At 69.4% G+C, this 25,764-nt stretch carries 28 protein-coding genes; 11 read left to right on the top strand and 17 right to left on the bottom strand.

Annotated elements, in window-relative coordinates; translation table 11 throughout:
* Positions 1–26 precede the first annotated feature (26 nt).
* Complete coding sequence (locus tag ABZ463_RS29090; RefSeq protein ID WP_362780927.1) at positions 27–554, bottom strand: RNA polymerase sigma factor; 528 nt, start codon at positions 552–554, stop codon at positions 27–29.
* 76 nt (positions 555–630) lie between these two features.
* On the opposite strand from ABZ463_RS29090, the gene ABZ463_RS29085 reads away from it, so the two are divergent.
* Together ABZ463_RS29085 and ABZ463_RS29080 are read left to right on the top strand one after the other, a co-directional pair.
* Positions 631–1,401, top strand: coding sequence for an aminoglycoside adenylyltransferase family protein (locus ABZ463_RS29085; protein ID WP_362780925.1), 771 nt, complete (start codon positions 631–633; stop codon positions 1,399–1,401).
* A gap of 124 nt (positions 1,402–1,525) precedes the next feature.
* Entirely contained in the window at positions 1,526–1,909 is a 384-nt protein-coding gene (locus ABZ463_RS29080; protein ID WP_352014775.1) for a peptidase inhibitor family I36 protein, read from the top strand.
* A gap of 7 nt (positions 1,910–1,916) precedes the next feature.
* Here ABZ463_RS29080 and ABZ463_RS29075 read toward each other — a convergent pair whose 3' ends face one another.
* Positions 1,917–3,029: a winged helix DNA-binding domain-containing protein gene (locus ABZ463_RS29075; RefSeq protein ID WP_362780922.1), complete on the bottom strand. Its 1,113-nt coding sequence runs from the start codon at positions 3,027–3,029 to the stop codon at positions 1,917–1,919.
* Between the two features lie 45 nt (positions 3,030–3,074).
* Positions 3,075–3,683, bottom strand: a complete 609-nt coding sequence (locus tag ABZ463_RS29070; RefSeq protein ID WP_362780920.1) for a TIGR03086 family metal-binding protein — start codon at positions 3,681–3,683, stop codon at positions 3,075–3,077.
* A gap of 95 nt (positions 3,684–3,778) precedes the next feature.
* Between ABZ463_RS29070 and ABZ463_RS29065 the strand changes: the two genes are divergently transcribed.
* A complete protein-coding gene (locus tag ABZ463_RS29065; RefSeq protein WP_362780918.1) occupies positions 3,779–4,756 on the top strand; it encodes a WYL domain-containing protein in 978 nt (325 codons plus the stop codon).
* Between the two features lie 3 nt (positions 4,757–4,759).
* Positions 4,760–5,395: a class I SAM-dependent methyltransferase gene (locus ABZ463_RS29060; protein ID WP_352014922.1), complete on the top strand. Its 636-nt coding sequence runs from the start codon at positions 4,760–4,762 to the stop codon at positions 5,393–5,395.
* A gap of 144 nt (positions 5,396–5,539) precedes the next feature.
* Here ABZ463_RS29060 and ABZ463_RS29055 read toward each other — a convergent pair whose 3' ends face one another.
* The 7 genes from ABZ463_RS29055 to dacB form a co-directional block, all read right to left on the bottom strand.
* Positions 5,540–6,316 (bottom strand): SDR family oxidoreductase, encoded by a 777-nt coding sequence (locus ABZ463_RS29055; protein WP_352014779.1) that lies wholly within the window; start codon positions 6,314–6,316, stop codon positions 5,540–5,542.
* 366 nt (positions 6,317–6,682) lie between these two features.
* Positions 6,683–7,264, bottom strand: a complete 582-nt coding sequence (gene folE / locus ABZ463_RS29050) for a GTP cyclohydrolase I FolE (protein WP_352014780.1) — start codon at positions 7,262–7,264, stop codon at positions 6,683–6,685.
* Positions 7,265–7,266: 2 nt separating this feature from the next.
* Positions 7,267–9,240 (bottom strand): ATP-dependent zinc metalloprotease FtsH, encoded by a 1,974-nt coding sequence (gene ftsH, locus ABZ463_RS29045; protein ID WP_352014781.1) that lies wholly within the window; start codon positions 9,238–9,240, stop codon positions 7,267–7,269.
* A 285-nt stretch (positions 9,241–9,525) separates the two neighbouring features.
* On the bottom strand, positions 9,526–10,083 hold the full coding sequence (hpt, locus tag ABZ463_RS29040; protein ID WP_352014782.1) for a hypoxanthine phosphoribosyltransferase: 558 nt from the start codon (positions 10,081–10,083) through the stop codon (positions 9,526–9,528).
* A 13-nt stretch (positions 10,084–10,096) separates the two neighbouring features.
* The gene (tilS, locus tag ABZ463_RS29035) at positions 10,097–11,131 is read right to left on the bottom strand and encodes a tRNA lysidine(34) synthetase TilS (RefSeq protein ID WP_362780914.1); all 1,035 of its coding nucleotides are present in this window, start codon (positions 11,129–11,131) and stop codon (positions 10,097–10,099) included.
* Positions 11,132–11,247: 116 nt separating this feature from the next.
* Positions 11,248–12,366 carry a zinc-dependent metalloprotease gene (locus tag ABZ463_RS29030; protein ID WP_352014784.1) on the bottom strand — a complete coding sequence of 373 codons (1,119 nt, stop codon included), beginning with the start codon at positions 12,364–12,366 and terminating at the stop codon, positions 11,248–11,250.
* A gap of 51 nt (positions 12,367–12,417) precedes the next feature.
* Entirely contained in the window at positions 12,418–13,782 is a 1,365-nt protein-coding gene (dacB, locus tag ABZ463_RS29025) for a D-alanyl-D-alanine carboxypeptidase/D-alanyl-D-alanine-endopeptidase (RefSeq protein WP_352014785.1), read from the bottom strand.
* A gap of 107 nt (positions 13,783–13,889) precedes the next feature.
* On the opposite strand from dacB, the gene ABZ463_RS29020 reads away from it, so the two are divergent.
* Positions 13,890–14,384, top strand: coding sequence for an inorganic diphosphatase (locus tag ABZ463_RS29020; RefSeq protein WP_352014786.1), 495 nt, complete (start codon positions 13,890–13,892; stop codon positions 14,382–14,384).
* Positions 14,385–14,418: 34 nt separating this feature from the next.
* On the opposite strand, the gene ABZ463_RS29015 is transcribed toward ABZ463_RS29020, so the two are convergent.
* From ABZ463_RS29015 to ABZ463_RS28995, 5 genes are all read right to left on the bottom strand, one after another.
* Positions 14,419–15,459, bottom strand: coding sequence for a C40 family peptidase (locus ABZ463_RS29015; protein WP_362780910.1), 1,041 nt, complete (start codon positions 15,457–15,459; stop codon positions 14,419–14,421).
* A 398-nt stretch (positions 15,460–15,857) separates the two neighbouring features.
* Positions 15,858–16,661, bottom strand: a complete 804-nt coding sequence (locus ABZ463_RS29010; protein ID WP_352014788.1) for a hypothetical protein — start codon at positions 16,659–16,661, stop codon at positions 15,858–15,860.
* A 117-nt stretch (positions 16,662–16,778) separates the two neighbouring features.
* Entirely contained in the window at positions 16,779–18,389 is a 1,611-nt protein-coding gene (locus ABZ463_RS29005; protein ID WP_362780908.1) for an ATP-binding cassette domain-containing protein, read from the bottom strand.
* 166 nt (positions 18,390–18,555) lie between these two features.
* Complete coding sequence (locus ABZ463_RS29000; protein ID WP_352014790.1) at positions 18,556–19,158, bottom strand: NAD(P)H-binding protein; 603 nt, start codon at positions 19,156–19,158, stop codon at positions 18,556–18,558.
* Positions 19,155–20,006, bottom strand: coding sequence for an alpha/beta hydrolase (locus ABZ463_RS28995; RefSeq protein WP_362780904.1), 852 nt, complete (start codon positions 20,004–20,006; stop codon positions 19,155–19,157). Before ABZ463_RS28995 ends, ABZ463_RS29000 begins: the two co-directional genes overlap by 4 nt.
* Positions 20,007–20,089: 83 nt before the next feature.
* Here ABZ463_RS28995 and ABZ463_RS28990 point away from each other — a divergent pair, with 83 nt between their 5' ends.
* The 3 genes from ABZ463_RS28990 (at position 20,090) to ABZ463_RS28980 (ending at position 21,962) form a co-directional block, all read left to right on the top strand.
* Positions 20,090–20,659, top strand: coding sequence for a CGNR zinc finger domain-containing protein (locus tag ABZ463_RS28990; RefSeq protein ID WP_362780902.1), 570 nt, complete (start codon positions 20,090–20,092; stop codon positions 20,657–20,659).
* A gap of 10 nt (positions 20,660–20,669) precedes the next feature.
* Complete coding sequence (locus ABZ463_RS28985) at positions 20,670–21,182, top strand: NUDIX domain-containing protein (RefSeq protein ID WP_362780899.1); 513 nt, start codon at positions 20,670–20,672, stop codon at positions 21,180–21,182.
* 90 nt (positions 21,183–21,272) lie between these two features.
* The gene (locus ABZ463_RS28980) at positions 21,273–21,962 is read left to right on the top strand and encodes a rhomboid family intramembrane serine protease (protein ID WP_362780897.1); all 690 of its coding nucleotides are present in this window, start codon (positions 21,273–21,275) and stop codon (positions 21,960–21,962) included.
* A gap of 75 nt (positions 21,963–22,037) precedes the next feature.
* Here ABZ463_RS28980 and ABZ463_RS28975 read toward each other — a convergent pair whose 3' ends face one another.
* Positions 22,038–22,781: a hypothetical protein gene (locus ABZ463_RS28975; protein WP_362780895.1), complete on the bottom strand. Its 744-nt coding sequence runs from the start codon at positions 22,779–22,781 to the stop codon at positions 22,038–22,040.
* A gap of 447 nt (positions 22,782–23,228) precedes the next feature.
* Here ABZ463_RS28975 and ABZ463_RS28970 point away from each other — a divergent pair, with 447 nt between their 5' ends.
* The 3 genes from ABZ463_RS28970 to ABZ463_RS28960 all read left to right on the top strand — a co-directional run bounded on the left by ABZ463_RS28970 (position 23,229) and on the right by ABZ463_RS28960 (position 25,293).
* Positions 23,229–24,332, top strand: coding sequence for an MFS transporter (locus ABZ463_RS28970; protein ID WP_362780893.1), 1,104 nt, complete (start codon positions 23,229–23,231; stop codon positions 24,330–24,332).
* A 483-nt stretch (positions 24,333–24,815) separates the two neighbouring features.
* Positions 24,816–25,049, top strand: a complete 234-nt coding sequence (locus tag ABZ463_RS28965; protein ID WP_352014797.1) for a hypothetical protein — start codon at positions 24,816–24,818, stop codon at positions 25,047–25,049.
* Between the two features lie 19 nt (positions 25,050–25,068).
* Positions 25,069–25,293, top strand: coding sequence for a BldC family transcriptional regulator (locus tag ABZ463_RS28960; protein WP_352014798.1), 225 nt, complete (start codon positions 25,069–25,071; stop codon positions 25,291–25,293).
* 154 nt (positions 25,294–25,447) lie between these two features.
* Here ABZ463_RS28960 and ABZ463_RS28955 read toward each other — a convergent pair whose 3' ends face one another.
* Positions 25,448–25,729 carry a hypothetical protein gene (locus ABZ463_RS28955; protein ID WP_362780889.1) on the bottom strand — a complete coding sequence of 94 codons (282 nt, stop codon included), beginning with the start codon at positions 25,727–25,729 and terminating at the stop codon, positions 25,448–25,450.
* Positions 25,730–25,764 lie beyond the last annotated feature (35 nt).

The following is a 25,764-nucleotide window of genomic DNA, read 5'->3' as shown; positions in this document are numbered from 1 at the left end:
CTTCGAACGTTCGGGGTCTTCAGGAGTCACGGCCTCAGGCCGGCCCGGAGGGCGGTACGGGCTCGGTGCAGGTGGGACTTCATCGCCGGGGTGCTCAGGCCGAGCGAGGTGGCGACCGTACGCCCCGGGTAGCCCAGCACGTCCCGCATGATCAGGACACGGCGCTGGACGTCGGGCAGCTCCTGGATCGCCTGCGCGAGCAGGCCGGCCTCCAGCCGCCGGAGGACCTCCTCCTCGGCGGACGCGGCCAGACCCGTCCCGGCCTCCTCGCCGTGGTGGTCGAGCAGCCGCCGGGCGCGGCGCACGCACTCGTTCCTGACGATCCTGAACATCCAGGACGCCAGCGCCGCCGAGGCCCGCAACGAGCCGATCTTGCGGAACAGGACGATCAACGCCTCCTGCGCCGCGTCCTCGGCGTCCTGCGGGGACGCGCACAGGTGCTCGGCGAACCGCCGTACATGCGGGTGGGCGCCGTAGACCACCGCGGCGATCGACTCCACGTCACCGCCCTGGGCGGCCTCGATGAGCTGCTCGCTCGCCCAACCACCGTCCACCTGGAACCCCCTTCCGGAAAAGGCCGTCCCCCATAAGAGGCTCCGACGTCCGAAAAGGATTCGCGAAACTGATGGGATGAACCAACTTCGGGAGATCGTGGGTCTGGTCGGCGACGTGCTGGGCTCCGGGGTCGTCGGCGGCTACCTCCACGGCTCCGCGGTGCTCGGCGGCCTCAGACCGGCCAGTGACCTCGACGTTCTCGTCGTCTCCCGGCGGAGCATGGACGACCGGGAGCGTGGCGCGCTCCTGCGGGGGCTGCTCGGCCTCTCGGGTTTCACCGCCGGGCTCCGGCCGGTCGAACTCACCGTCGTCGTCCAGTCAGAGGTCCGCCCGTGGCGTTTCCCGCCGACCGGCGACTTCCTGTACGGCGAGTGGCTGCGTGCGGAGTTCACGGCCGGTACGGTTCCCCGGCCGGAGCCGATGCCGGACCTGGCCCTGTTGGTCACCATGGTCCTGGCCGGTGACCGCCCGCTGACCGGCCCGCCACCGGCGCGGGTCCTCGACCCCGTCCCCCACGCGGACCTGGTCAGGGCGAGCCTGGCGGGCCTGCCCGGTCTGCTGGCGGAGCTGGAAACCGACACCCGCAACGTCGTGCTGACCCTCGCCCGGGTCTGGAGCACGCTCACCACCGGTGAGATCAGGCCGAAGGACACCGCCGCGGACTGGGCTCTGCCCCGCCTCCCGCCGTCTCACCGTCGCGTCCTGGAACACGCCAGGAACCTCTATCTCGGCCACCGCTACTCCGAGGAGACCTGGCCGGAGGGCCTGAGAACCCAGGCGGGGCCGTACGCGGAAGAAGTGCTCGCCGAGATCGACCGGCTTTCTCCCCGCCCGAACTCACCGTGAGGGCCGGGCCGTGCAGAAATCGTCAACAACGACTACCGGAGGCGTCAACGACATCCCGGTCGCTTATCGGAAGAATGATTCTCCGTACGGCATGCGACATGGGTGAAAAAAGGGAGTGACACGGGTGAGAAAGCGAAGGGTTCTGGCCGCCACGGTGATGGCGGTGTCCACGATGACCACCGTGGTCACCGCGACACCGGCGCAGGCCAAGGCGATGGACTGGGACAACTGCCCGGAGGGTTATGTATGCCTTTACGGCGACACCTACGGCAGAGGCCGTTACAGCAACACGCCGGGAACCGACAAAGCCAATGTCGGCGCATTCATCAACGACCTGACGAGTTCCATCTGGAACCGCACCAATGACGCTGTGTGTTTCTACGAGCACACGAACTGGGGCGGTAGGACCCTGATAGGCGTCGGGCCGGGAGAATGGGTGGACAACGTCGGGGCCGCCGCCAACGACAAGATCTCCTCATATCGCGGAAATGTGTGGTGCAGCTGGTGACGGCGACTCACGGCCAACGCACTTCGGGGGTGCGTTCCACGAACCGCGCGTACCGCTCGAACGCCCGCTCGACCTCCGCCCGGTCGCTTCGGTGGAGTGGGGTGAGCGGCAGGACGGCGACCCGCACCTGGTTCTTCACGAGGGTGCGTTTCCAGGTGGCCACGACCCGGCCTGCGCGGACCACGGTGGCCTGGAAGACCCCGTTGTTACCGGGGATGATGGCCGCCTTGTGCTCGTCGGCGACCATGAGCGAACGGTCCTTGTAGCCCAGGAGGTATTCGTCGAAGCCCGGCAGCACGAGCACCTCGTCGTCACCGGCCGGGGTGGGGGCCGTGTCGAGGAGCGCGGCGTCGGCATATGTCTCCACCCCGTCGACGGTCACCCTGGCCAGCGCGTCACCGGCCACGGCGATGCCGCGTTTGGCGTCGGCCGCGGTCAGGCCGGTCCAGCCCGCGAAGTCCTGCCTGGTGGTCGGCCCCCGGCCACGGAAGTAACGCAGGGCGACGGTGCCCAGCGCCTCGTCGCGCTCGGGCCGGTGCGGGTCGGGAACCCACTCGTCGAGCAGCACGAAGCTCTGCTCGTTGCCGATGTTGGGGGCGATGCACAGCACGCCCCGCTGGCTGGCGTACCACAGCAGGTGGTAGCCACGCTGGCCACCGGTGTCGATGCCCTGGTCCTCCAGCACGGCCAGGCACTCCGACCGGCTCAACCGCCCGCCCCCGGCCAGGGCCGAACCCAGCACCTCCATGGCCTGGACGGCGGTCTCCTCCGAGAGGCCGAGTTGCTCGCGCCGCCTCGCCGCGCCGTTCAGCACCCGGACGCCCATCAGCTCGACCATCCAGCGGGCGTCGCGGGGCGGGACGAAGTGGATGGTGCCGCGCATCGGCCACGTGCGCAGCGCCTCACGCCGCTCCAGCGCGGCGGTGACGTCGGTGACGGTGTGCTCGGGCAGCCGCGCGCCGAACGACCACAGCCCGCTGGCCAGGTCTTGAGCCTGCATCGCTCCGAGCCAGGTCACCACCTCGGCCACGGTCGTCGCCCGCGCCGCGCCGCCGGACGACGCGCGGAGCAACAGGCTGGACAGCCGCAGGCCGAGCGCCTGCCGAGGGGTGAGTTCCACCCGATCACCGTAGCCTTCGCCACCGACAATCCCGCCACCACACCGTCAGCGCGGGACACGGCCGAGGTAGCGGAGCAGGTCGTCGACGACCGGGGTGGCGGAGGGTCCGCCTACGGCCTCGACCACGGGGCCGTAGGCCCCCCACTGGCGCAGCGGTTCGACGATCTCCCGCGCGGCGGCGAGAAGGTGGCCCGCGAGCTCGTCGTCGAGCGGGGACGGCCTGCCCGTGGCGATCGCGATGTCCCACGCGTGCACGGCGGCGTCGAGCGCGCACATCACCGCGGCGACCGGGGTGGGCAGCTCACCGTGCGGCAGCGGCGTCGGGACGCTCTCGCTGTCATCGGGCACCGCCGCCCACGCCGCGCCGGTCCTCTCGACGGCGTCCCCCACCAGCTCCGCCGCGGTGCCGTCGACGGCTCCTGAGGGCGTGAAGGGGTCGTAGGCCGGACCGTCTCCGACGCCGAGCATCTTCGCGTAGGCGAGCTGGTCGCCCGCGGCGTGCTGGATCACCTGGGTGACCGTCCACTCCGCGCACGGGGTCGCGTTGTCCCATTCGCCGTCCCGCACACCCGCGACGCTGTTCTCCAGCGCCCGGTACGAGGCGGCCAGCACCTCACGCCAGACGGGCCGCAGGGAGGTGACGGTGACGTTCATGATCTTGCCCTTCGGTCTCTTCCTTGCCTGTGACATCAGCCTATGGGCCCATTAGGCTAGTTTTATGCCTAATTACTGCCGGGGGTGAGGGATCAATGGCTTCGACGACGGCCCGGGTGCTGCGCCTGCTGTCCCTGCTGCAGGACCGGTCCCACACGGGCCGTGAACTCGCCGAGCGCCTCGGTGTCGCCGAACGCACGCTGCGGCAGGACGTCCAGCGCCTTCGCGAACTCGGCTACCCGGTGCACGCCACACGCGGGGCGGTCGGCGGATACCGGCTCGGGCAGGGCGCGAAGATGCCTCCGTTGCTGCTCGACGACGACGAGGCGGTGGCCGTCGCGCTGGCCGTCGGCCTGGCCGAGGACGGATCGACCGGGATCGAGGACATCGACGCCAGCCTCACCCGGGCGCTCGCCAAGCTCCAGCAGATCCTGCCGAGACACCTGCAGCGCAAGGTGACCGCCCTGCGTTCCGCCACCGCGGTCGGGCCCGCCACGGTCGGCTCCCGCGAGCCGGACGCCCCGGTGCCCGCCGCCATCCTCACCGTCGTCGCGGCCGCGATCCGTGACGGCGTGACCCTGCTGGTGACCCGCGACGGCACCGAGACCGAGGTGGAGTCCTACCGCCTGATCAGCTGGCGCCGCCGCTGGTTCCTGGTCGCCTACGACCTCGGCGCGCACGCCTGGCGGGCGTTGCCCGTCGCCGGCCTGGCCCGTGTCCGGTCCGCGTCCCGCCACTTCGCCGCCCGTTCCCTGCCCGACGACGACCTCGTCGCCTTCGTCCTGCGCGAGGTCGCGCGGACCGGCTGGAAGGTCCACGCCCGTGTCACCGTCCTGGCCCCCGCCGAGACCGTGATCGCCCGCATCAACCCGGCCGTCGGCATCGTCGAGGCCGTCGACGCCCACACCAGCGTCCTCGTCACCGGTGCCGACGCCCTGGAGACCATCGCCGTCTACCTCAGCATGCTGATGATGGACTTCCGCGTCGACGGGCCACCCGAACTCGTCACCCACATCCGCACCCTCGCCCGCCGCTACGCCGAAGCCCTACCAGGCGACGGCGAAGCCTCATAGGCTCTGGTGCCCGTGGCCGAATCCTCCTCATACCTCGACACGACGGCGAACGCCTACGACGCCGTCGCCGTCCTCTACACCGAACTCACCAGGAACTACCTCGACCCCCTTCCGCTCGACCGCGCGGTGCTCGCCGTGTTCGCCGAGCTCGTACGGGACGCCGGCCCCGTCGCCGAGCTGGGATGCGGTCCGGGGCGGACGTCCGCGCACCTCAGAGACCTGGGGGTGGACGTCTTCGGCGTCGACCTGTCACCGGTGATGATCGACATCGCCCGTGAGGCGTATCCGGACATGCGGTTCGAGGTCGGTTCCATGGACGCCCTGGCCCTGGCCGACGACGAGCTGCGGGGCGTCCTGTCGTGGTACTCGATCATCCACGTCCCGCCCAGGGAGGTGCCCGCGTACTTCGCCGAGTTCCGGCGGGTGCTCGCGCCCGGCGGGCACCTGCTGCTCGGCTTCTTCGAGTCGGAGGGCGATCCGGTCACACCGTTCGACCATAAGGTGACGACGGCCTACCGATGGCCGATCGACGACCTCGCGAAACTTGCCACCGACGCCGGATTCCTCGAAATAGGCCGAATGCTCCGTGAACCCCTCGAAGGCGAACGATTCCGCCGGGGCCATCTGTTGATGCACTAGTCACCTTAGAAAAAGACTTAAGGCCATATTTCGGGATTCGAGGCATGGGGCTGCCGGCTCAGCCCAGGTCGTTCACACCGCCACGGCCGAGATACGCCCGGCGCGGACACGGTTCCTACCGGGTCAGAACCGTATCCGCGAACTCTAGGGGCGCAGCACGGCCTCGGCGCCGCCGTCGGCGTAGAGGATCTGCCCGGTCATGAACGCGTTGCCGGGACTCACCGTCCAGGCGAGCAGCGAGGCGACGGCCTCGACGGGGCCGGGGAAGCCCAGTGGCTGCGGCATCAGGGCCTCTATCAGCTCCCTGGCGGCCGGGTCGTCGATGACGAACCTCCTGGCGGTCTCGGTGTCCACGACGCCCGGGGCGACGGCGTTGAGCGGGATACCGGCGCCCGCCCAGTCGGGGCCGACCGCGGCGCGGCGCAACCATCGGTTGAGCGCCAGCTTGCTCGACGTGTAGACGGTCTGGCCGTTCCCGGCCTCGACGATCTTGGCCGCCTCCTCGGCCGCGGCCTCCTCGTCCAGCGACAGGCAGGCCTCGACCAGGCCCTCGTCCGCCGCGACGATGGCGCCCAGCGAGGAGACGACGACGGCGCGGGGCCGTTCCGAGCGGGCCAGGAACGGCCGGACCGCGTCGAGTGTGGCGAGGGTGCCGAAGAAGTTCACCCGTACGGGGGCCGGGCTCAGGTCGCCGACCCCGGCCACGGCCACCAGGCCGTGCACGGTGCCACCGGAGGCGGCGGCGACGCCTTCGGCCAGCCGCTCCCGGCCTTCCCGCGTGCTCAGGTCGGCGAGCACGTCGGCGTCGTTCAGGTCACAGCGGATCACCCGATCGCCTCCGGCGGCGAGGAGGTCGGCTGTGACGGCGCCGATGCCGGAGGCGGCGCCTGTGACTACGTAGGTACGCGGTTCGTTCTTCACGTGATCACGGTAAACACATATTCACGTTGTCGGAGCAACTAGAACGGCCGAGGCTCCGTGGCCGCCTTCGTGAAACCGGAAACCCCGCCCGGTCACGGCCATCGCGAAAAGGACTCACGCCGCTTATTCAAAAACCACACCCGGGGGTCAGGCGCCTCGGCCAAAGGAACGACATGGGCGATCACCCGGGAAAGCCGGGACCCCGGGCCAGGCCTTTCGAGACACCGGCCGGCCCGCGTCCCGACAACGACTCCTGACATCGACGGCCTCCGCCCCCGAAAAAAGCCGAAGCCTCCGAGAAACGCTGAAGCCTCCGAGAAACGCCGAAGCCCCCGCCAGGAAGGCGGGGGCTTCGGTGCGGAAAGATCAGCGGAGGATGAGGGCCATCGCTTCCGCGCGGGTCTTGTCGCTGCTGCGGAAGTCGCCGCGGACCGCCGAGGTGATCGTCTTCGCCCCGGGCTTGCGGACACCGCGCATGGTCATGCACAGGTGTTCGCACTCGATGACGACGATGACGCCCCTGGGCTCCAGCACGTTCATGAGCGCGTCGGCGATCTGGGAGGTCATCCGCTCCTGCACCTGGGGGCGCCGGGCGTAGACGTCGACGAGGCGGGCGAGCTTGGACAGGCCGGTGACCTGCCCCTTCTCGTTGGGGATGTAGCCGATGTGGGCGACACCGTGGAACGGGACCAGGTGGTGCTCGCAGGTCGAGTAGACCTCGATGTCCCTGACGAGCACCATCTCGTCGTGGTCGACGTCGAAGACCGTGGTCAGGACGTCCTCGGGGGTCTGCCCGAGCCCGGCGAACTGCTCCGCGTAGGCTCGCGCGACCCGTGCCGGGGTGTCCCGGAGGCCGTCACGGTCGGGGTCCTCTCCGATGGCGTAGAGGATCTCGCGGACGGCCTTCTCCAGCCTTTCGGAGTCGACCTTGAGGGGATTGACGCTCACACTCAGTTCCCGTCCCTGGGGACCACAGAGTCGGTGTGCCCGGCGCCCGCGGGGAGCGCTCCGTTACCCGACTGCTCCTTCGGGGTCAGGATAGGCGGCCGGTTGGAGGGCAGCCGCTTGCCGTACCCCGAATAGGAGGGGCGCTTCTCCTTGACCACGACGGGCGCGAAGATCTGCAGCACCTGCTCGCGGGAGAGGGTCTCCTTCTCCATGAGTTCGAGCACCAGGTTGTCGAGCACGTCACGGTACTCGACGAGGATCTCCCACGCCTGGTCGTGCGCGGACTCGATGAGGCGGCGGACCTCCTCGTCGATCGCGGAGGCGATCTTCTCGGAGTAGTCGCGCTCGTGACCCATCTCACGTCCGAGGAAGACCTCGGCGTTGCCCGCGCCGAACTTACGGGCGCCGAGCTGCTCGCTCATGCCGTACTCGGTGACCATGCGGCGGGCGATGGAGGTGGCCTTCTCGATGTCGTTGGAGGCGCCGGTGGTGGGCTCGTGGAAGACGAGCTCCTCAGCCGTGCGGCCACCGAGCAGCATCGCGAGCTGGTCCATCATCTCGGAGCGGGTCGCCAGGAACTTGTCCTCCATGGGCAGCGTCATCGTGTAACCGAGGGCGCGTCCACGGGACAGGATCGTGATCTTGTGAACCGGGTCGGAGTTGGGCAGCGCGTGCGCGACCAGGGCGTGTCCACCCTCGTGGTACGCGATGATCTTCTTCTCCTGGTCCGACATGACGCGCGACTTGCGCTCGGGACCGGCCATCACGCGGTCGATGGACTCCTCAAGGGTCTCCATCGTGATGAGCTTCTGGTCGGCGCGGGCGGTGAGCAGCGCGGCCTCGTTGATCACGTTGGCCAGGTCGGCACCGGTGAAGCCGGGCGTCCGGCGGGCGATGACGTCGAGGTCGACGCCCTCGGCGAACGGCTTGCCCCTGCCGTGCACCTTGAGGATGCCCTTGCGGCCCTCAAGGTCGGGGCGGTCGACGGTGACCTGGCGGTCGAAACGCCCCGGGCGCAGCAGCGCCGGGTCAAGGATGTCGGGCCGGTTGGTCGCGGCGATCAGGATGACGCCGCCCTTGACGTCGAAGCCGTCCATCTCGACGAGGAGCTGGTTCAGCGTCTGCTCGCGCTCGTCGTGACCGCCGCCGAGACCGGCGCCACGGTGACGACCGACCGCGTCGATCTCGTCGATGAAGATGATGGCCGGGGCGTTCGCCTTGGCCTGCTCGAACAGGTCGCGCACCCGGGAGGCGCCGACACCGACGAACATCTCGACGAAGTCGGAACCGGAGATCGAGTAGAACGGGACCCCGGCCTCACCGGCGACCGCCCTGGCGAGCAGGGTCTTACCGGTTCCGGGCGGGCCGTAAAGCAGGACGCCCTTGGGGATCTTGGCGCCGATGGCCTGGAACTTGGCGGGGGCCTGGAGGAACTCCTTGATCTCCTGGAGCTCCTCGATGGCCTCGTCCGCGCCCGCGACGTCGGCGAAGGTGGTCTTGGGGGTGTCCTTGGTGATGAGCTTGGCCTTCGACTTGCCGAAGTTCATCACCCGGGAGCCGCCGCCCTGCATCTGGTTCATGATGAACAGGAAGAACAGCACGACGAAGACGATCGGCAGGAAGCTCATCAGCAGGCCGAGAAGGAAGTTGTCCCTCGGCACGTCGACGGTGTAGCCCTTTGCGAGCTTCCCGGCGTCCTTGGCGGCCTGGAGCTGGCCGGTGAGCTGGACACCCTGGCCGGTCACCCACGAGGAGTAGTAGCGCTTACCGTCGGTCAGAGTGACCTCGATGCGCTGGTCCTTGTCGATGACCTTCGCATTGGAGATCTTGCCCTCGTTGATCCAGCTGACGATCTGTGAGGTGTCGGCCTTGTCGATGCTGCCGTCGCTGTTCCACATCGTGGTGACGAGCAGGAGCAGCACGACGATGCCCAGGATCCACAGCAGTGGCCCACGTGTAAATCGCTTGAGATCCATCCGATGCGGAACCCCGGCGGGCCCGTCCCTTCCTGACCATGGCCTGGCAACCCCGGACGGAGCCCGGGGCTCGCGGTCTCCCTAACCGCTCCAACTGACGACCAAGAGTTGGCGGGCGAAGCCGCCCTCTTGATCGTCCGAAGGTACACCGGTGTGCCGCACGGAGTAACCGCCCGGACAGCACCGGCTTTGCCCTACCAACGTACGTCAGGTGGGCGTGTGTTCCCCTCCCCTATGGCGAATGTCGTACGCAGGAGGGGCAGACTTCGCCCAGGGCGTACTTTTTCAGCTGGCCCCATACACATGGGGCGCGAGGGTCCCAATGAAGGGAAGATTGCGGTATCGCTCTGCGTAGTCGAGGCCGTAACCGATCACGAACTCGTTCGGAATGTCGAATCCGATGTATTTCACGTCGAGCGGCACCTTGACCGCGTCCGGCTTGCGCAGAGCCGCGCAGATCTCCACCGAGGCGGGGTTTCGGGACTTCAGGTTGTGCACCAGCCACGAAAGGGTCAGGCCGGAGTCGATGATGTCCTCGACGACCAGCACGTGCCGCCCGGCGATGTCGGTGTCCAGGTCCTTGAGAACCCGGACCACGCCCGAGGTCTTGGTGCCCGCGCCGTAGGAGGAGACCGCCATCCAGTCCATCTGGACCGGCAGGTGGAGTGCTCTCGCCAGGTCGGCCATGACCATGACCGCGCCCTTGAGCACGCCCACGATCAGCAGGTCCCCTCCCGCGTAGTCCTCGTCGATGCGGCCCGCCAGCTCCTTGATCTTTGCCTGGAGCTCTTCTTCGGTGATGAGGACCCTTTCGAGGTCCTTGCCCATGTCGGCTGCGTCCACCTGGGATTTTTCCTTACGAGATGGGGCTTGCTGGGTGTCTGGCGAACACCAGGGTGCCATACCGGCGCACCACCCCAATCCCTCCGGGGACCTCTACGCGGCGCTGCCCCCGCCACGCGGTGACCAGGCGGTCCACCTGGAGGACGTGGGCGGCGGCGAGCGTCCCCGGCGGCGATCCGGCCTCGATCGCCGCCCTGCGCAGCACCCGGCGCCGCACCGCGGAGGGCAGATCCACCACCTCCCGTACGGCCAGCACCACCGCCCCGGGTTCGTCCGCGATATCGCTAAGAGCTGAATCACCCGCGCCCCGGGCGACCGCCTCCGCGTACGCCCGTCCGGCCCAGCCGTCAAGGGCGTCGGCGTCGTCCCGGCACAGGTCGGCGGTCCTGGCGAGCGCCTCGGCGACGCCGGGCCCCAGTTCGTCCTCAAGGGCGGGCAGCAGCCGGGTCCTGACCCTGACCCGGGTGTAGCGGGGATCGCGGTTGTGCGGGTCCTCCCAGGGGCACAGCCCCATCCCCGCGCAGGCGGCCGCGGTCGTCCGCCTGCCCAGCCCGAGCAGCGGCCTCAGGTACAGCCCCGCCCGCGCCGGCATCCCGGCCAGTGAGCGGGTGCCGCTCCCCCTGGCCAGGCCGAGCAGGACGGTCTCCGCCTGGTCGTCCCTGGTGTGTCCGAGAAGCACGGCCGCCGCCCCGAGGCGCTCTGCGGCCTCGGACAGCGCGGCGTATCTCGCCTGCCTGGCCGCCGCCTCCGGCCCCCCTTCCGTCCCGACGCGGACGCGCACCGCCTCCGCCGGGTCGAGGCACAGCGAGGGGGCGAGCCGTACGAGGTCACGGGCGCGGTCGTCGGAGCCGGGCTGCAGGTCGTGGTCGACGGTGAGCAGTCCGGCGCGCAGCCCCGCGCGGGGGGCGACGAAACCGGTCGCCGCGGCCAGCGCCAGGGAGTCGGCGCCGCCGCTGCACGCGACCAGCACGAGAGAGCCCGGCGCCGTGCCGTCCAGCGCGAGCCGTACGGCCCGGCGGACGTCGGCGACGGCGGGAGGCGGACCCATGCCCGCCATTGTCCGCCCTGTGACGCCTCTCCCACGCCAGGCCGGGCCCGGGAGCACTCCAGGCGGGGCCCGGGAGCACTCCAGGCGGGGCCCGGGGAGGGCTCAGGAAGGGCCCGTCAGGCCGCCGGGCCCTCCTCCGGGGCGACGGCGGTGCCGTTGGCGCCGGGCAGGGCCCGGGTGCCGACGACCCTGGCGATCCAGCGGCCGGGGTCGCCGATCTCGTCCTGGGTCGGAAGCGTCTGCGGGGAGGTCCAGATCTTGTTGAAGTCGTCCATCCCGACCCGCTCGACGACCGTGCGGACGAAGGTCGAGCCCTCGGCGTACTGCTTCATCTTGAGGTCGACGCCGAGCAGCTTGCGGACCGTGCGGTCGAGCCGGGAGCCGCCCTCGCGGCGGTGCTGGAACTTGGCGCGGATGTCGGCGACGGTCGGCACGACGGCGGGGCCGACCGCGTCCATCACGTAGTCGCCGTGCCCCTCGACCAGGGTCATCACCGCGGTGAGCCGGTCGAGGATCTCCTTCTGCTCGGGGGTCTGGATCGCGTCGATCAGGTTGCCCTCGCCGCCCCTGACGGCGTCGGCGACCGCGTCGGCCGCCGAGCGGAGCCGGTCGAGGAGCGTGCTCAGGTCCATGTCGGAGGCGAGCAGGAAGTCCGTCATCTGGGAGCGGACGTACTCCCTGAGCCAGGGCACACCGGTGAACTGCACCCGGTGGGTCTCCTCGTGCAGGCAGACCCACAGCCGGAAGTCACGCGGGTTGACGTCGAGCTCCTGCTCGGCGTGGACGATGTTGGGCGCCACCAGCGTCAGACGGCCCGCGGGCTGCCTGCCCGAGGGGTCGGGGGGCAGGAACAGCTCGTACTGCCCCAGGACGCGGGAGGCCAGGAAGGCCAGCACCGCGCCGACCTCGACCCCGGTGATGCGGGAGCCGACCGCGGTCACGATCGCGGGCGTCTGCTCCTTGCGGGCGGCCATCCGCTGGGTCAGCGGTTCGAGCACCACCCGGAAGCCCTCGACGTTGGCCTTGATCCAGCCCGGCCGGTCGACGACGGTCGCGGCCACGGGCGCGGTCTCGGTGTCGATCCGGGTGAACTCGCGGACGTGTCCCTCGGCGATTCTGGAGAGTTGCCGCAGCTCGGCGACCGCCCTGCGGGCCTCCTCTCGGCTCACTTGCGGCCCGGGGCGCACCAGGCGCGTTCCGGTCGCGACGGCAAGGTCCCAGTCGATCACCTGCATACCGTCCACCGTACGTGGTATCCGTACCGCCCGCGCGGTCAGTGTCGTCAATCAGCCTGCGGCGACGATGGCGGCGAGCCTGTCGAGGGCCGCCTCCGCCTTGCCCCAGCCGGGCGGGACCTTGTCGGCCATGAAGGCGAAGGTCACCAGGCGTCCGCCGCGTGTCACGGTCGTCCCGGCCAGCGCGTTGACCCCGTCCAGGGTGCCGGTCTTGGCGCGGATGAGGCCGTGGACCGCGTCGTCCTTGACGAAGCGGTGCCCCAGCGTGCCGGTGAACCCGGCGACGGGCATGCCGCTGATCACCGAGTGCAGGTGGGGGTTGGCCGGGGAGGTGGCCGCGGCGACGAGCCTGGCCAGGGCGGCCGGGGCGATGCGGTTCCTCGGGGACAGGCCGCAGCCGTCGAAGACCCGCACCCCCTGGGCCAGCTTCAGCCTGCCGAGCACCCCGAGCACGGCCTGCGCCGCCCCCTCGAAGGAGGCGGGCCTGCCCTCCTTGAGGGCCACCTGCCTGGCGAGGGCCTCGGTGAGGTCGTTGTCGCTGAGCGTCAGGGCCCGTTCGACCAGGGCGTAGACCGGAGCCGAGTCGACCCTGGCGATCTCCTGGGCCTCCTTGGGCGCCCTGACCCTGGCCTTGGTGACCTTGGCGGCCTTCACGCCGTACTTCGTCAGCAGCGAGACGAACGTGGCGTATGCCGTACGGGAGGGGTCGGAGACCCGTTGGTGGCTGCCCGGCGCGACCTTGCCCTCGTCGATCGCGAGCGCCGTCACGGGGGCGACGCTGCCCTCGGGCACGTAGCCGGGCTTCCAGGTCGGGGCGGTTCTCGGGCCGGTGTAGAGGCTGTCGTCGTAGGTGACGTTCACCGCGGTGATCCCGGTCGCCTTGAGCGCCCTGGCCGTACGCATGGCCAGGGCGGCCAGCGAGGCGGGCTGGGGGTAGACGCCGGGAGCCTTCCTGGCGCTCAGCGTGGGATCGCCCCCGCCGACCAGGGTGATCGACTTCGACGTCGGGCCGCGCACGACGCGGGTGCTGATCGTGGCGTCGGGGCCCAGGGAGGCCAGCGCCGCGACGGAGGTCGCGACCTTGGTCGTCGAGGCCGGGGTCACGCCCGTCTCGGCTCCGCTGCCGAAGAGCAGGGCGCCGGTCTCGACGTCGACGACCGCGGCGCCGACGCTGTCGCCCAGTGCGGGGTCCCCCAACGCCTCGGTGAGCTTCGCCGCCAAAGTACCCTTGGCAGGGAGAGGTCCGTTCCCCCGCGCGGCCAGCACCGGACCCGCGGTGATGACCGGGACGGGTGGAGGCGGCTCTGCCGAAGCGACCGGTTCGGGCGCCTTCTCAGTCAGCTCGTCGCTGGTGAGCAGGTGAGCGCCGGCCGCGACGACGAACAGTTGCAGCAAGACGAGAGTGACCAAGGCCACCCCCCGCTCGCGCCGCATTATGTCGCCGACCTCTCATCATTCGATACTTCTACGAGACATTAACGCCCATCCGGGGGTGCCCGGGGGCTTGAGCGGAGGAACACGCGGTGGAGTTCGACGTTCTCGTTGAGATTCCCAAGGGGCAACGGAACAAGTACGAGGTGGACCACGAGTCCGGCCGCATCAGGCTCGACCGGATGCTGTTCACCTCCACGCAGTACCCCGCCGACTACGGCTTCATCGAGGACACCCTCGGCGAGGACGGAGACCCCCTCGACGCTCTGGTGCTGCTTCAGGAGCCGACCTTCCCGGGGTGCCTGATCAAGTGCCGCGCGGTCGGGATGTTCCGCATGACGGACGAGAAGGGCGGTGACGACAAGGTGCTGTGCGTCCCGGCGACCGACCCGAGGATGGAGCACATCCGCGACATCCACCACGTCCCCGAGTTCGACCGCCTGGAGATCCAGCACTTCTTCGAGGTCTACAAGGACCTGGAGCCCGGCAAGTCGGTCGAGGGCGCCAACTGGGTCGGCCGCGTCGAGGCCGAGGAGGAGATCGCGCGGTCGATCAAGCGCGCCGAGGAGGCCGGCCACCAGCACTGATCCGCCGCCTGTCTGACACTGCGGATCCGCGCCCTCAGGCGGGGCGGGTCGCGCCGATGAGGTCCTTGCGCCACATCGGCGCGACCCGGACCACGTCCCCGGTCTGCGGGGCGTGCACCATCATGCCGTTTCCGATGTAGATGCCCACGTGCCGGATGTCGGCGGGTCTACGGGTACCGCGGCCGAAGAAGAGCAGGTCCCCACGCTGCAGCCGGTCGTACGGCACGTGCCTGCCCGCGGTCCACTGGGTGCCCGTCCAGTGGTCCATCTTGACCCCGACCCTGGCCCAGGCCTGCATGGTGAGCCCTGAGCAGTCGTAGCCGGACGGTCCAGCGCTCGCCCACACGTAGGGCTTGTCGATCTGGGTCAGCGCCCAGTCCGCGACGACGTTCCCGCGTGTCTGCTCCGTGAGCGCGGCGACCTGGGTCGTCTGGACCGGCTGAACGGCCTGGGCCGTCTGGGTCGTCTGAGCCTGCTGGGCCTTCTGGGCCGCCGCGCGCGCCCTGGAGCGCCCCCTGGCCGCCCTTCGCCTCTTCCTGGCCGCCTCCCGCTCGGCGACCAGTCGCTGCGCGGTGGTCAGCGCCGTCTCGGCCTCCGTCCTGAGCCGGGCGCGTTCCAGGCTGAACCTGCGTACCTCGGCCGCCTGCCCGACCACGTCAGGGCCGAATCCGGAGACGGTCGTCCCGCTCTCGCCGTCCGGGCCGACGTTCCGCGCCTGGACCAGGATCTCGTCCTCGTCCACCTCGGGGTCCGGCCCCACGGCCGTTGCGGCGGAGACGCCAGGGGCGTCGGGGAGGACCGAGGGCGCAGAGGCCGGCCCTCCCGCGCGTTCCAGGGCGACCAGTTCCTCCAGACGCCGTCTGGCCTCGTCCAGCCTGGCCGTGGCGTCGTCCAACTGTTTACTTCGCTCGACGGCCGCGGAGCGCGCCTCGGCGACCTCCTCGGCCGTGGGGCCGGTTCGGGTCTGGGACCAGGCCGTGGCTCCTGAACCGGCTTCCACGCCCGCGACCAGGCAGCATGCCAGTCCGGAGACCACCGCGACGACGTGACAACGCCTTCCGCGTACGGAGTGCATATTTCACCTCTCCCATGACGCCAACGAATCAGCGCATATCGCTATGTGTCACTGCATGACAGCTCGCTTGACTCCAGATTCCCCATAGTCACTCTTCGCACACATGTAACACACATAACGCGATCGGCGTCGTTCAGTGGGATTTCCTCTCAGGCGCATCAGGCATGGAAAATGCCGGGAACAACGCCCGAAGAAGGACCTTTCCCACACAGACTCCCCGGTTCTCCCCCAGCCTTCATTACTCCCACATTCCCCGAAATTTCCCCCGCCTTTTAAAAATGCCGGAAAAGCAGGAAAAATCACATCAAAAAGCGTGCACAAAAAAGGGCTCCGGGTCTCGGAAGACCCGGAGCCCCACCAAAAAGGTGAAACACACTAAACGCCCGAAAAGCCCAATGTCACGGTCTGGCGTCCCCCGCGGCCATTCCCTGCCTGCCCCGATCCCTGGCGAAGGCGGCCGTCGTCGGCTTGACCGTGTGTACCGGCACGCTGCCGCCCAGCGCGAGCTGCTCGTAGGGACGGCTGCTCGACCCCCAGGTGTGCGCCTCGACCTCGGCCTTCGCAATCTGCTTGGTGTTCGGGACGCTCTCGATGTGCATGACGAAACGCCGCGTACTGTCCGAGCGGACGTCGTCGACGAACGCGCTCCCGCCGCCGAGCAGCTTGCCGTCCTTGTCCCGCAGCAGCGCGGTGACCTCCAGGCTGCCCGCGGGCAGCCGGTACGGCGTGCCGACGTAGCCGACGACCACGTAGCCGTTCTCCCTGCGCACGGTCATCACGTCGGTGACCGGGAACGGCTGGAAGGCCGAGACGATCCGCCCGGCGAGCCGCCACTCGGCGGGCCGGTAGTCGATGTCGACCCGGGTCGGCTGCTCGGTGGCTACCACCTCACCGCTGAACGGCAACAGCCCGGCGGGCGGCACGGCGTCCAGGGGCTGCTGCAACCGGATGATCTCCTTGCCCGCGGCGTCCTTGGCGATCACCGTGGCCACCACGTTCTCCCCGAAATGCCAGGGATTGCTGTTGGCGAGCACGCCGGCCCAGTTCACCACGTACCCCCCGTCCTTCTTGACGACGGACGAGACCTGCTCCTTGACCGTGAGCGGCTTGAGCGGAGCCGCCTCCCGCTGTTCGGGACCGGTGGAGCATCCGGCCAGGAGCAGCAGGGCGATGGCGCCGACGATTCGGGTACTGTGCGTCACATAGCCGTGATAACCCGTGGTTATTCGGGCTCACACCGGACACGCACGCCTCGGGGGAATTCTTTAACTGAGATTCCCTATGCCGGATTATTTGTACAGAATCCCCAAAGGCATGTTTCAGCGCTTCCTGACCACCCGGGTCTCGTCCCAGACGGGCTCCGACGACTCGTAGACCCTGCCGTCGGAGCCGAAGACCAGATAGCGGTCGAAGTCCTCGGCGAACCAACGGTCGTGGGTGACGGAGAGCACCGTCCCGTCGAAGGCGTTGAGCCCCTCCTGGAGGGCCTCGGCACTGGCCAGGTCGAGGTTGTCGGTCGGCTCGTCGAGCAGCAGCAGGGTGGTCCCGGACAGTTCGAGCAGCAGGATCTGCAGCCTGGCCTGCTGTCCGCCGGACAGCGTCTCGAACCGCTGGTCGCCCACGTCACCGGCCAGCTCGTAGCGCGAGAGCGCCTTCATGGCCTCGTTGCGCAGCTTCGCGTGCTCGGTCATGACGATCTCGCAGGGCGTCTTGCCGAGCAGTTCGGGACGGGCGTGGGTCTGCGCGAAGTGACCGGGCACGACCCGGGCACCGAGCCTGGACAGCCCGGTGTGCCGGATCTCCTCCCCGGCCAGCAGGCGCAGGAAGTGCGACTTGCCCGAGCCGTTCGAACCGAGCACCGCGACCCGCTCGCCGTACCAGACCTCCAGGTCGAACGGCTTCATCAGGCCGGTCAGTTCGAGGCTCTCGCAGATCACCGCGCGTTTGGCGGTACGGCCGCCGCGCAGGCGCATGCTGATGTTCTGGTCCCTCGGCGCGACCTCGGGCGGCCCGGCCTCCTCGAACCTGCGCAGCCGCGTCTGGGCGGAGTGGTAGGCGGCGGCCATGGTGTCCATGTACTTCGCCTTCTGGCCGAGCATGACGACCAGGCGCTTGAGCTTGGCGTGCTCCTCGTCCCAGCGGCGCCGCAGCTCGCCGAGGCGCTCGTTGCGGTCCTTCCTGGCCTGGGCGTAGGTGGCGAAACCGCCACCGTGGATCCAGATGTTTCCGGACTCGACGGTGACGATGCGGTCGGCGGCGTTGGCCAGGAGCTGCCGGTCGTGGCTGACCAGCAGGACCGTCTTGGGCGTCTCGCGCAGCGCCTGCTCCAGCCAGATCTTGCCCGGCACGTCGAGGTAGTTGTCCGGCTCGTCCAGCAGCAGCGTCTGGTCGGGCCCGCGCAGCAGCGCCTCAAGGACCAGCCGCTTCTGCTCACCGCCAGAGAGCGTGTTGACCTCGCGGTACTTGCACCGGTCGTACGGCACGCCGAGCGCGGCCATGGTGCAGGTGTCCCAGAGCACCTCGATGTCGTAGCCGCCGGCGTCCCCGTAGTCGGAGATGGCCTGCGCGTAGCGCATCTGGGCCTTCTCGTCCTCGCGTTCCATCATCACCAGTTCGGCGGCCTCAAGCTTCTCCGCGGCCTGCCGTACGCGCAGGGGGGAGACGCCGAGGAGCAGGTCGTGCACGGTGCGTCCGTCGCGGATGCTGCCGATGAACTGGCGCATCACCCCCAGGCCGCCCGAGCTGGCGACGCTGCCCTCGACGGGCTGGAGGTCGCCGGAGATCAGGCGCATCAGCGTCGTCTTGCCCGCCCCGTTGGGGCCGACGAGCGCGGCCTTGACCCCCTCGCCGACGCGGAACGACACGTCGTCGAGCAACGGCCGTCCGTCCGGGAGAACATAGGTCAGATGGCCAACCTCAACGTGCCCCACGCAAACCCCTCCTCAGGTCCTCGCGCAGGGTATCCGCCGATGTGAGAGGTTCGCACATCATTAATCCGCCGGGTACGGCGCCCGTACCCGGCGGCGGTCGGAGATCCTCGTCCCTGATGACCTCGGGGACCGTCTCCCGGCGCCCCCGCAGGCCGGAGAACAGGCCCTAGTAACCGGTGCTGAAGCGCTCCCTGACGAAGGAGCCGTTCTCCAGGACGTCGATCAGGGCCGCGGCGTAGTCGGGAACGGTGATGCGGGTGGCGATGCCGTCGATCGGGGTGTCGCCGCCCCTCACCTGGTAGACGCCGGTCCGCTCGCCGTCGACCAGGTAGGCCGGGGGCGGGCTGCCATAGGACCAGTCGAGCGCGTCGCCCTCGGCCCGCAGCAGGTCGAGCGCCTTCGCCTGGGACGTGGCCTCCTCCAGATACTCCTTGGGGAAGTCGGGGCCGTCGACGAAGCGCTGTCCCGGGGCGGCCTCAAGGCTGCCGCCGCCGCCCACGACCAGCACCCGCGTCACACCGGCTCCGGGCAGCACGTCGATCAGGTTCCGTACGGCCCCCGGCACGTCCCCCTTCACGGCGAGGATCACCGCGTCGTAGCCGGACAGTTTCTCGGCGACCGAGGCGGGGTCGAGCACGTCGATCGCGACGCCGTTCTCCAGCCCGGAGACGTTCCTGGCCAGACCCACGGCCTCGTGGCCACGGTCACCGGCCTCCTTCAGTACGGCCGAGCCGATGTGGCCGGTCGCTCCGACGACTGCGATCTTCATCCGTTGTCCTTTCCGACACGCTCAAGGAAGTCGGCGATAAGAGGGGTTATTTCCGGAAGTTTCTCTTCGAGAGCGAAATGGCCGGTATCGAAAAGGTGCAGCTCGGCCTCGGGCACGTCCCGCAGGTACGCCCTGGCCCCCTCCGCGACGAAGAAGGGGTCGTTGCTCCCCCAGACGACCAGCGTCGGCGGCCGGTTGGCGCGCAGCCACTCCTGCCACTCGGGGTAGCGCGCCACGTTGCTCCGGTAGTCGAAGGCCAGCGCGACCTGCGCCTCCTTGCGACCGGGCAGATCGAGGAAGTGCTGGTCGAGGGTCCAGCCGTCAGGAGAGATCGTCTCCGGGTCCGACGTCCCGCCCTCGTACTGCCCCCTGGTCGCCTCCAGGGTCAGCAGCCCCCGGACCTGGTCCTCCTGACCCGGGCCGAGCGCGATGAACCCGCGCGCCTGCTCGCTCAGCCCCTCCTCGTAGGCGTTGCCGTTCTGCACCACCAGGCCCGCGACCAGTTCGGGCCGCCGTACGGCCAGCCGGAAGCCGACCGGCGCGCCGAAGTCGAACATGTAGACCGCGAACCGCCCGAGCCCGAGCCGGTCGACGAAGCCCTCGACCACGTCGGCGAGTCGGTCGAAGGAGTAGACGAACCCGTCGGGGGCCTGGGTGTGCCCGAAGCCGGGGTAGTCGGGAGCCACGAGGTGGAACCGGTCTCCCAGGGCGTCGATCAGCCTTCCGAACTGGTGTGACGCCGACGGGAAACCGTGCAGCAGGAGCAGCGTCTGAGCGTCGGCGGGACCGGCCTCACGGTAGAAGACCCGCACCCCGTCCACGTCGACGAACCGGTGGGCGATGTTCATCACATGCTTCTTTCGCTCGAAGACGCATTAGTTATAGCGCTCGATCATCTAATGCGTCAACGCGAAGAAGTACCATTAGAGCCATGGACCTTCCGCTGACCGGCGAGCCCCTCGCCCTGGACCTGATCAACACCAAGGGCGGCTCCCCCGAAGGGCCCGTCGACCACCTCGCGACCCTCGACGGCCTGCGCCGGTGGCTGGCCTCGCAGGAGCACCGCCTGCCCCAGCCCACCGCCGCCCTGACCGAGGCCGACCGCGCGGCCGTCGTCGAACTGCGCGAGGCCGTCACGACCGTGGTGGATCTGGCGCGCCGGGGCCTCGAACCGCCGGAGCGGGCGCTGCGGGCGCTGAGCGACGCCGACCGGCTGGCCTCGCCGTACCGGACGTTGGACTGGCGCGAGGGGCGGGTGGTCGTGGGGGCCGAGCGGGAGGGCGACTACCGCTCGACGCTGCTTTCGCTGCTGGCGGGCGCCACGATCGACCTGCTCGCCGGGCCGATCGGGACCGTGCGTGACTGCGACGGGCCGGGCTGCTGCATGCTGTTCCTGCCCGCGCACCCCCGGCGCCGCTGGTGTTCGCCCGAGCTGTGCGGCAACCGGGTGCGGGTCGCGCGCTACTATCGCCGCCACGCGGGCCGGGAGCCCCAGGCGTAGGATCACCGGCATGCCCGAGGTGATCGTCCGGCCGTCCGCACGGATCCTGCTGGTCGACGACCGCGACCGCGTCCTGCTCTTCCACGGACCCGGCATGGGGAAGGACTCCAGCCACGCCTGGTTCACCCCCGGCGGAGGCCTCGCGGACGGTGAGACCGCGCCACAGGCCGCGGCCCGCGAGCTGTTCGAGGAGACCGGGCGGCGGGCCTCGCCCGAGGACTTCGGCCCCGTCGTGGCCACCAGCTCAGGGCACTGGGTCCACAAGGACGGCAGGCTGTTCCTCTCCCAGGACTCCTTCTTCTTTCTGCGGACCGGCGGGGGCGAGATCGACGACTCCGGCATGGAGGACCTCGAACGCTCGATGATCGACCGGTCCCGCTGGTGGTCGCTGCCCGACCTGCGCGCGACCCGGGAATCGGTCATCCCCCTCGGTCTGGCGGCCCTGCTCGGGGACCTGCTCTCCGGCGCCGTACCCGCCGAGCCCGTCGTCTTCCCCTGGCACCACCCGGAGCCGCCGCTCTGATCCTCGCCCCGGATCATCCAGGCGAAAACTGACGTACCTGGCTATTACAGTGTTGATCCTTGTCGGGTGATCGCCTCGGGGAGACGTCAGATGCAAGCCAAGGGGCAGTCAGCCGAAATCATGGTCGCCGAGGCCCGCAAGGCCTTCTGGACGATGGTCGGCTTCCTGGCCCTCATCTGGGCGGTCCAGGTCGTCAACTGGATCTCCGGTTACGCCCTGAGTTACCAGTACGGCGTGCGCGGCTGGACCCCCTCCACCCTGCCCGGCATCGCGACGTCGCCGTTCCTGCACTGGAGCTGGGAGCACATCGAGGCCAACTCGGGACCGCTGTTCGTCTTCGGCTTCCTGTCCGCCTACCGGGGAGTCGTCAGGTTCCTCGGCGTGACCGGCCTCATCATCCTGGTCAGCGGCCTGGGCGAATGGCTCACCGCCGGCTCGACGAGCGTCGCCGTGGGCGCGAGCGGCGTCGTCTTCGGCTACTTCGGTTACGTGCTGGTGCGCGGCGCCTTCGACCGGCACCTGATCGACATCGTGGTCGGCGTCGTCATGGCGCTGTGCTTCGCCTACCAGATCACCGGGGGACTGCTGCCCCAGGAGGGCGTCGCCTGGCAGGGCCACGTGTTCGGCTTCCTGGGCGGTCTGCTCGGCGGCTGGCTGTTCCGGAACCGTGCCGCCGCCTCCGCCCCCGCCCCCGCCTCCAGGGCGGGCGCCGCCAAGCCCTCCTCCCCTGAGGACTCCCGAGCCGCCCTGCTGAAGGAACTGGACGACCTCGACCTCTGAGACACCCCGCCGGGCGTCGTCGTGCGCATGGTGGTCAAGAAGTTCCCATTGCCACGAAGATCAGGGGTCGGCCGGTCATTCGGTCACCTCGATTTCCCCCGTCTTCCAGAAGCGCCGCAGCGGGCCGCAGCAGTACCACACCAGGAAACCGGCCGCCGCGCACATGAGACCGGCCGTCGGCACGTCGCCGCTGAAAAGCGTGACGATCCCACCGATGGCCAGGCCCAGCGTCATCGGCACCAGGAGAAGGAGAGCGATCACGACCCAGAACCGCCGCATACCGCGCACGGTGTCGCTGGTCGTGGATTTCACCGCCGCCCAGACCTCCCCGTGATCCGTTCGCTCGGACAGACCGTCCGGGGAGGCGGAAAGCGGTGAAGGGTTCCCGGGCGGCGACGGGGCGTTCGTCGGCGCCCGAAGCGCGGAGTCAGGGAGAGTGGGCGGGGCTGGCTGGGCGGTGACCTGCGCCTGCGGAGAGCCGGTCTTTCCCAGAAGGGCCTGGAAGCCCTTCCAGGTGAAGGACGCGGCACCGAACCACAACACGAGCTTTCCGAACAGGTCCAGCCACCAGAGCCAGCCCGCCAGGGCACATATTCCGGCCAGCCCGAAAAGTGAAAGGCCGATGTAAACCCGTTCCTTCTTCACGCCGCACCTCTCAAGAGAGTCGGGACCTTCCTGTTGAGACGAACGGCGGCCGCTCATTGTTCTGAGAGAGCGGGCAATGACCGAAAGCGTTTCTGAGGGCCGGCCGTGAAGCCGCCCCGCAGCGGGCAGAAAACGGAAACGACACGACGTCCTTTTCCATCCCCCTGATCTCACGGATGAGCGGTGGGCGCTGATCGAGTCACCGCTCCCGGCGCGCGCCGGACGGCCGCGGGCGCCGGGACACCGCAGATGCGATCTCGTCTGCGGTGCGGACCGGTCGCGCCCGGTGACGGCGCGCCCGGCCGACGCCCTGGGCCAAGCCGGGGCAGGGGTTCGCGACCCGGGCCACGGTCGCTCGAACGGGTCCGACGAGACCGGCGATCGACGCCCGAACACCCCCGGCCCGGCGGGACGAGCCGGGGTGCAAACCACCGCCAACCCCATCGAACTGGTCGAGTTGTCCCGGCCTCACTAAGGCCGTCAACAAAGCGGTCTCTCCAAAGACACGGAAAAGAACGCGCCAGTACTTGGTCAGGTTCTAACTTGCACCCCATGCCTCCACGCGAAGAAACCGCCCTGCTCCTTGATGGGCGGCCGCCATTACTGTCCAGAGCGCTTTTGTTGCGCTTTGTAACCGTGGTCGGCGCTCTGGGAAGTCTGTTCCTCCTGATGTCGGTCGTGCCGCTGCGCGCGACGGCCTCCGGCGGGCAGGACGCCGCCGGGCTGACCACGGGAGCGCTGATGCTGGCCACGGTGGTCGGCGAACTGGCCGCCCCGCGCGTCGTCACCCGGTACGGCCACCGCCTCCCCCTGGCCGCGGGACTCGTCCTGCTCGGCGTGCCCGCCCTGCTGCTGACCGTCTCCGACGACCTCACGTGGACCGTGGTGATCTGCCTGCTGCGCGGCCTGGGGTTCGCGCTCACGATCGTCGCGGGCGGCACGCTGACCGCCGCGCTGATCCCGCCGGAGCGCCGCGCCGAAGGGCTGGGGCTCGTCGGCGTCGTGTCCGGCGTGCCGTCCCTGGTGGGACTGCCGCTCGGGATCTGGCTGGCCAACCGCGTGAACTACGAGACCGTGTTCGTCCTGGCGGCCCTCGTCGCGCTGGTCGCGCTCCTGGCGGTGCCCGGCCTTCCCGAGGGCCGGGACCTGCCGGGGCCGACGATCGGGGTGGCCGCGGGCTTCCGCACCGGCGCCCTGGTCAGGCCCGCGACCGTCCTGGCCACCACCGCCCTCGGCTCGGGGATCGCCGTCACGTTCCTGCCGCTTGCCGTACCGGACGAGCTTGACGGTCTGGTGGCCACGGCCCTGTTCGTACACCCTGCCGCCGCCACCGTCGCCCGCTGGCTCGCCGGCCGTCACGGCGACCGGTACGGCTCCGCCGGGCTCGTGGTGCCCGCCCTGCTGGCCTCGGCCGCCGGGATGCTCCTGACCGCGCTGACCAACGACGCCGTCGCCGTCGTCACCGGGGTCGTGCTGTTCAGCGCGGGCTTCGGGATCGCCCAGAACGCCACCCTGACGTTGATGTACGCCCGGGTCACGGCCTCCGGGTACGGCACGGTCACCGCCCTGTGGAACTTCGCCTACGACGCGGGCATGGGGATCGGCGCCGTCGCCTTCGGCATGGTCGCCCAGCGGACCGGCTATCCCCTCGCCTTCGCTCTGACCGCCGTCCTCACCATGACCGCCCTTCTACCCGCCCTCACCGATCGCGCAGCCAACGGCTGAGCCGGAGACCCCCCCGCGCCGGACGAGCCCGTCAAGCCTGCCGCGCGGGGCTGAGGAGACCCTCCCACCGTTCGACGGGCACGGCACGGCCTGGCCTGCCGCCGCGCCGTCGATCTTTCTCATCGGCCCCGGACGCCCGTGCGCTCACCCGTAGACGGCGGAGAGCGCCCCACCCCGGGAACGCACGCCGTACCTCGTGAGAACCACACTCCGCCACGGCGATTTCTGTGCGCCGAAACTGGGGTTTTCGGTGCGTCCAGGGAAGGAAACCGCCCCATCGTTTCTTTAGTGGCTGTTCGGGAAGGTTCAGCGGATTCTCACACTTTTGCCTGGTGTCTGCCGTGTTCGCATGACTTGGCCATCGGATAAATCCATATGTGTCCCATTACACACGCCATATCCGGCAACCCTCACCCGGGTGTCAACCGTCCGTCTTCTGGCCCCTGCCCGCCCCTGCCCCATGCCCCGCGAACGGAGACGACCATGACCGACCATGAGCGGCGGCTGATCGACCTGCTCGGCAGCATTCATCGCGGCTGGCGCTACGAGGCACGCGACCTGCCCGGCCTGCCCCGGTGGTGGGCGCACCGCTACCAGCCGGTCACCCCCACCCAGCACGCCGCGGGGGCGCGTGACTCCGTCGCTCGCACCACCATCCACCGTCTCGCCCGGGCCCTCGGCCACCAGGACGAGATCATCCACCTCATCCGCAACTGACCCCGTACAGGAACCCTTCATGACCAGCATCGTCAGCCCCGACGGAACCTTCACCACCGAAACCGGCGCCACAGAACGGCTTCTCACCCCCGCCGAGGTCGCCCGCGTCTTCGGCGTCGACCCCAAGACCGTCAACCGATGGGCCCTGACAGGAAAGATCCCCTCCGTCCGCACCCCCAGCGGCCAACGCCGCTACCGCGAAGGCGACATCCGCGCCCTGCTCCACCCCGACCGTCAGGGATGACCGCAGGAACGGCCGCAGAACCGGATCGCGGCTGACACAAAAATCGATATTCATGAGCGTCGAAAGAATGCGCTGACGCCGGAGAATTGAGCGGGGCCCGCTCGGGTGACCAAGGGGGGAGCCCACGAGTCGCGCCCCGCGCAATCATCGTCCGTCAGACATCCTCACGAATCCAGAATATGAGTTGCCTAAGCCGCCGGGAGAACCGCAGGATTTTCCCTGTCCCCCTCTCCTCGAAAGGCGTCGAGATGGCACTGTCGTGTTCTTTTCTGGTCGCGACGACGTCGCTGACCCTGCTCGCCCCACACCAGACGGCCCTCGCGTCACCGGATCCGGTGACGGTCATGGAAAAGCTCATGACCCCGGGAAACGGGGTGACCACCTCGGCGAAATGGAAGTTCTGGCTGAGTGACAAACCGGCCACATCGACGATCACCTTCCACACCACGGGGGTCCTGGCCTTCGGAAAGG

Origin of the sequence: Streptosporangium sp. NPDC020145 (assembly GCF_040631275.1) — a bacterium.
In the GTDB taxonomy this organism is placed as follows: Bacteria; Actinomycetota; Actinomycetes; order Streptosporangiales; family Streptosporangiaceae; genus Streptosporangium.
Note: the sequence above shows the minus strand (reverse complement) of the source record. Positions and strands in the feature narration are given on the sequence as shown.

Bases quoted from the DNA above. Each gene is read 5' to 3' on its own strand.
- ABZ463_RS29085 (WP_362780925.1), top strand. From the start codon at position 631: ATGAACCAACTTCGGGAGATCGTGGGTCTGGTCGGCGACGTGCTGGGC.
- ABZ463_RS29000 (WP_352014790.1), bottom strand. From the start codon at position 19,158: ATGAAGATCGCAGTCGTCGGAGCGACCGGCCACATCGGCTCGGCCGTA.
- ABZ463_RS29070 (WP_362780920.1), bottom strand. From the start codon at position 3,683: ATGAACGTCACCGTCACCTCCCTGCGGCCCGTCTGGCGTGAGGTGCTG.
- ABZ463_RS29030 (WP_352014784.1), bottom strand. From the start codon at position 12,366: ATGCAGGTGATCGACTGGGACCTTGCCGTCGCGACCGGAACGCGCCTG.
- ftsH (WP_352014781.1), bottom strand. From the start codon at position 9,240: ATGGATCTCAAGCGATTTACACGTGGGCCACTGCTGTGGATCCTGGGC.
- ABZ463_RS28990 (WP_362780902.1), top strand. From the start codon at position 20,090: ATGGACCTTCCGCTGACCGGCGAGCCCCTCGCCCTGGACCTGATCAAC.
- tilS (WP_362780914.1), bottom strand. From the start codon at position 11,131: ATGGGTCCGCCTCCCGCCGTCGCCGACGTCCGCCGGGCCGTACGGCTC.
- ABZ463_RS28960 (WP_352014798.1), top strand. From the start codon at position 25,069: ATGACCAGCATCGTCAGCCCCGACGGAACCTTCACCACCGAAACCGGC.
- ABZ463_RS28980 (WP_362780897.1), top strand. From the start codon at position 21,273: ATGCAAGCCAAGGGGCAGTCAGCCGAAATCATGGTCGCCGAGGCCCGC.
- ABZ463_RS29065 (WP_362780918.1), top strand. From the start codon at position 3,779: ATGGCTTCGACGACGGCCCGGGTGCTGCGCCTGCTGTCCCTGCTGCAG.
- ABZ463_RS28965 (WP_352014797.1), top strand. From the start codon at position 24,816: ATGACCGACCATGAGCGGCGGCTGATCGACCTGCTCGGCAGCATTCAT.
- ABZ463_RS28995 (WP_362780904.1), bottom strand. From the start codon at position 20,006: ATGAACATCGCCCACCGGTTCGTCGACGTGGACGGGGTGCGGGTCTTC.
- ABZ463_RS29015 (WP_362780910.1), bottom strand. From the start codon at position 15,459: ATGCACTCCGTACGCGGAAGGCGTTGTCACGTCGTCGCGGTGGTCTCC.
- ABZ463_RS28985 (WP_362780899.1), top strand. From the start codon at position 20,670: ATGCCCGAGGTGATCGTCCGGCCGTCCGCACGGATCCTGCTGGTCGAC.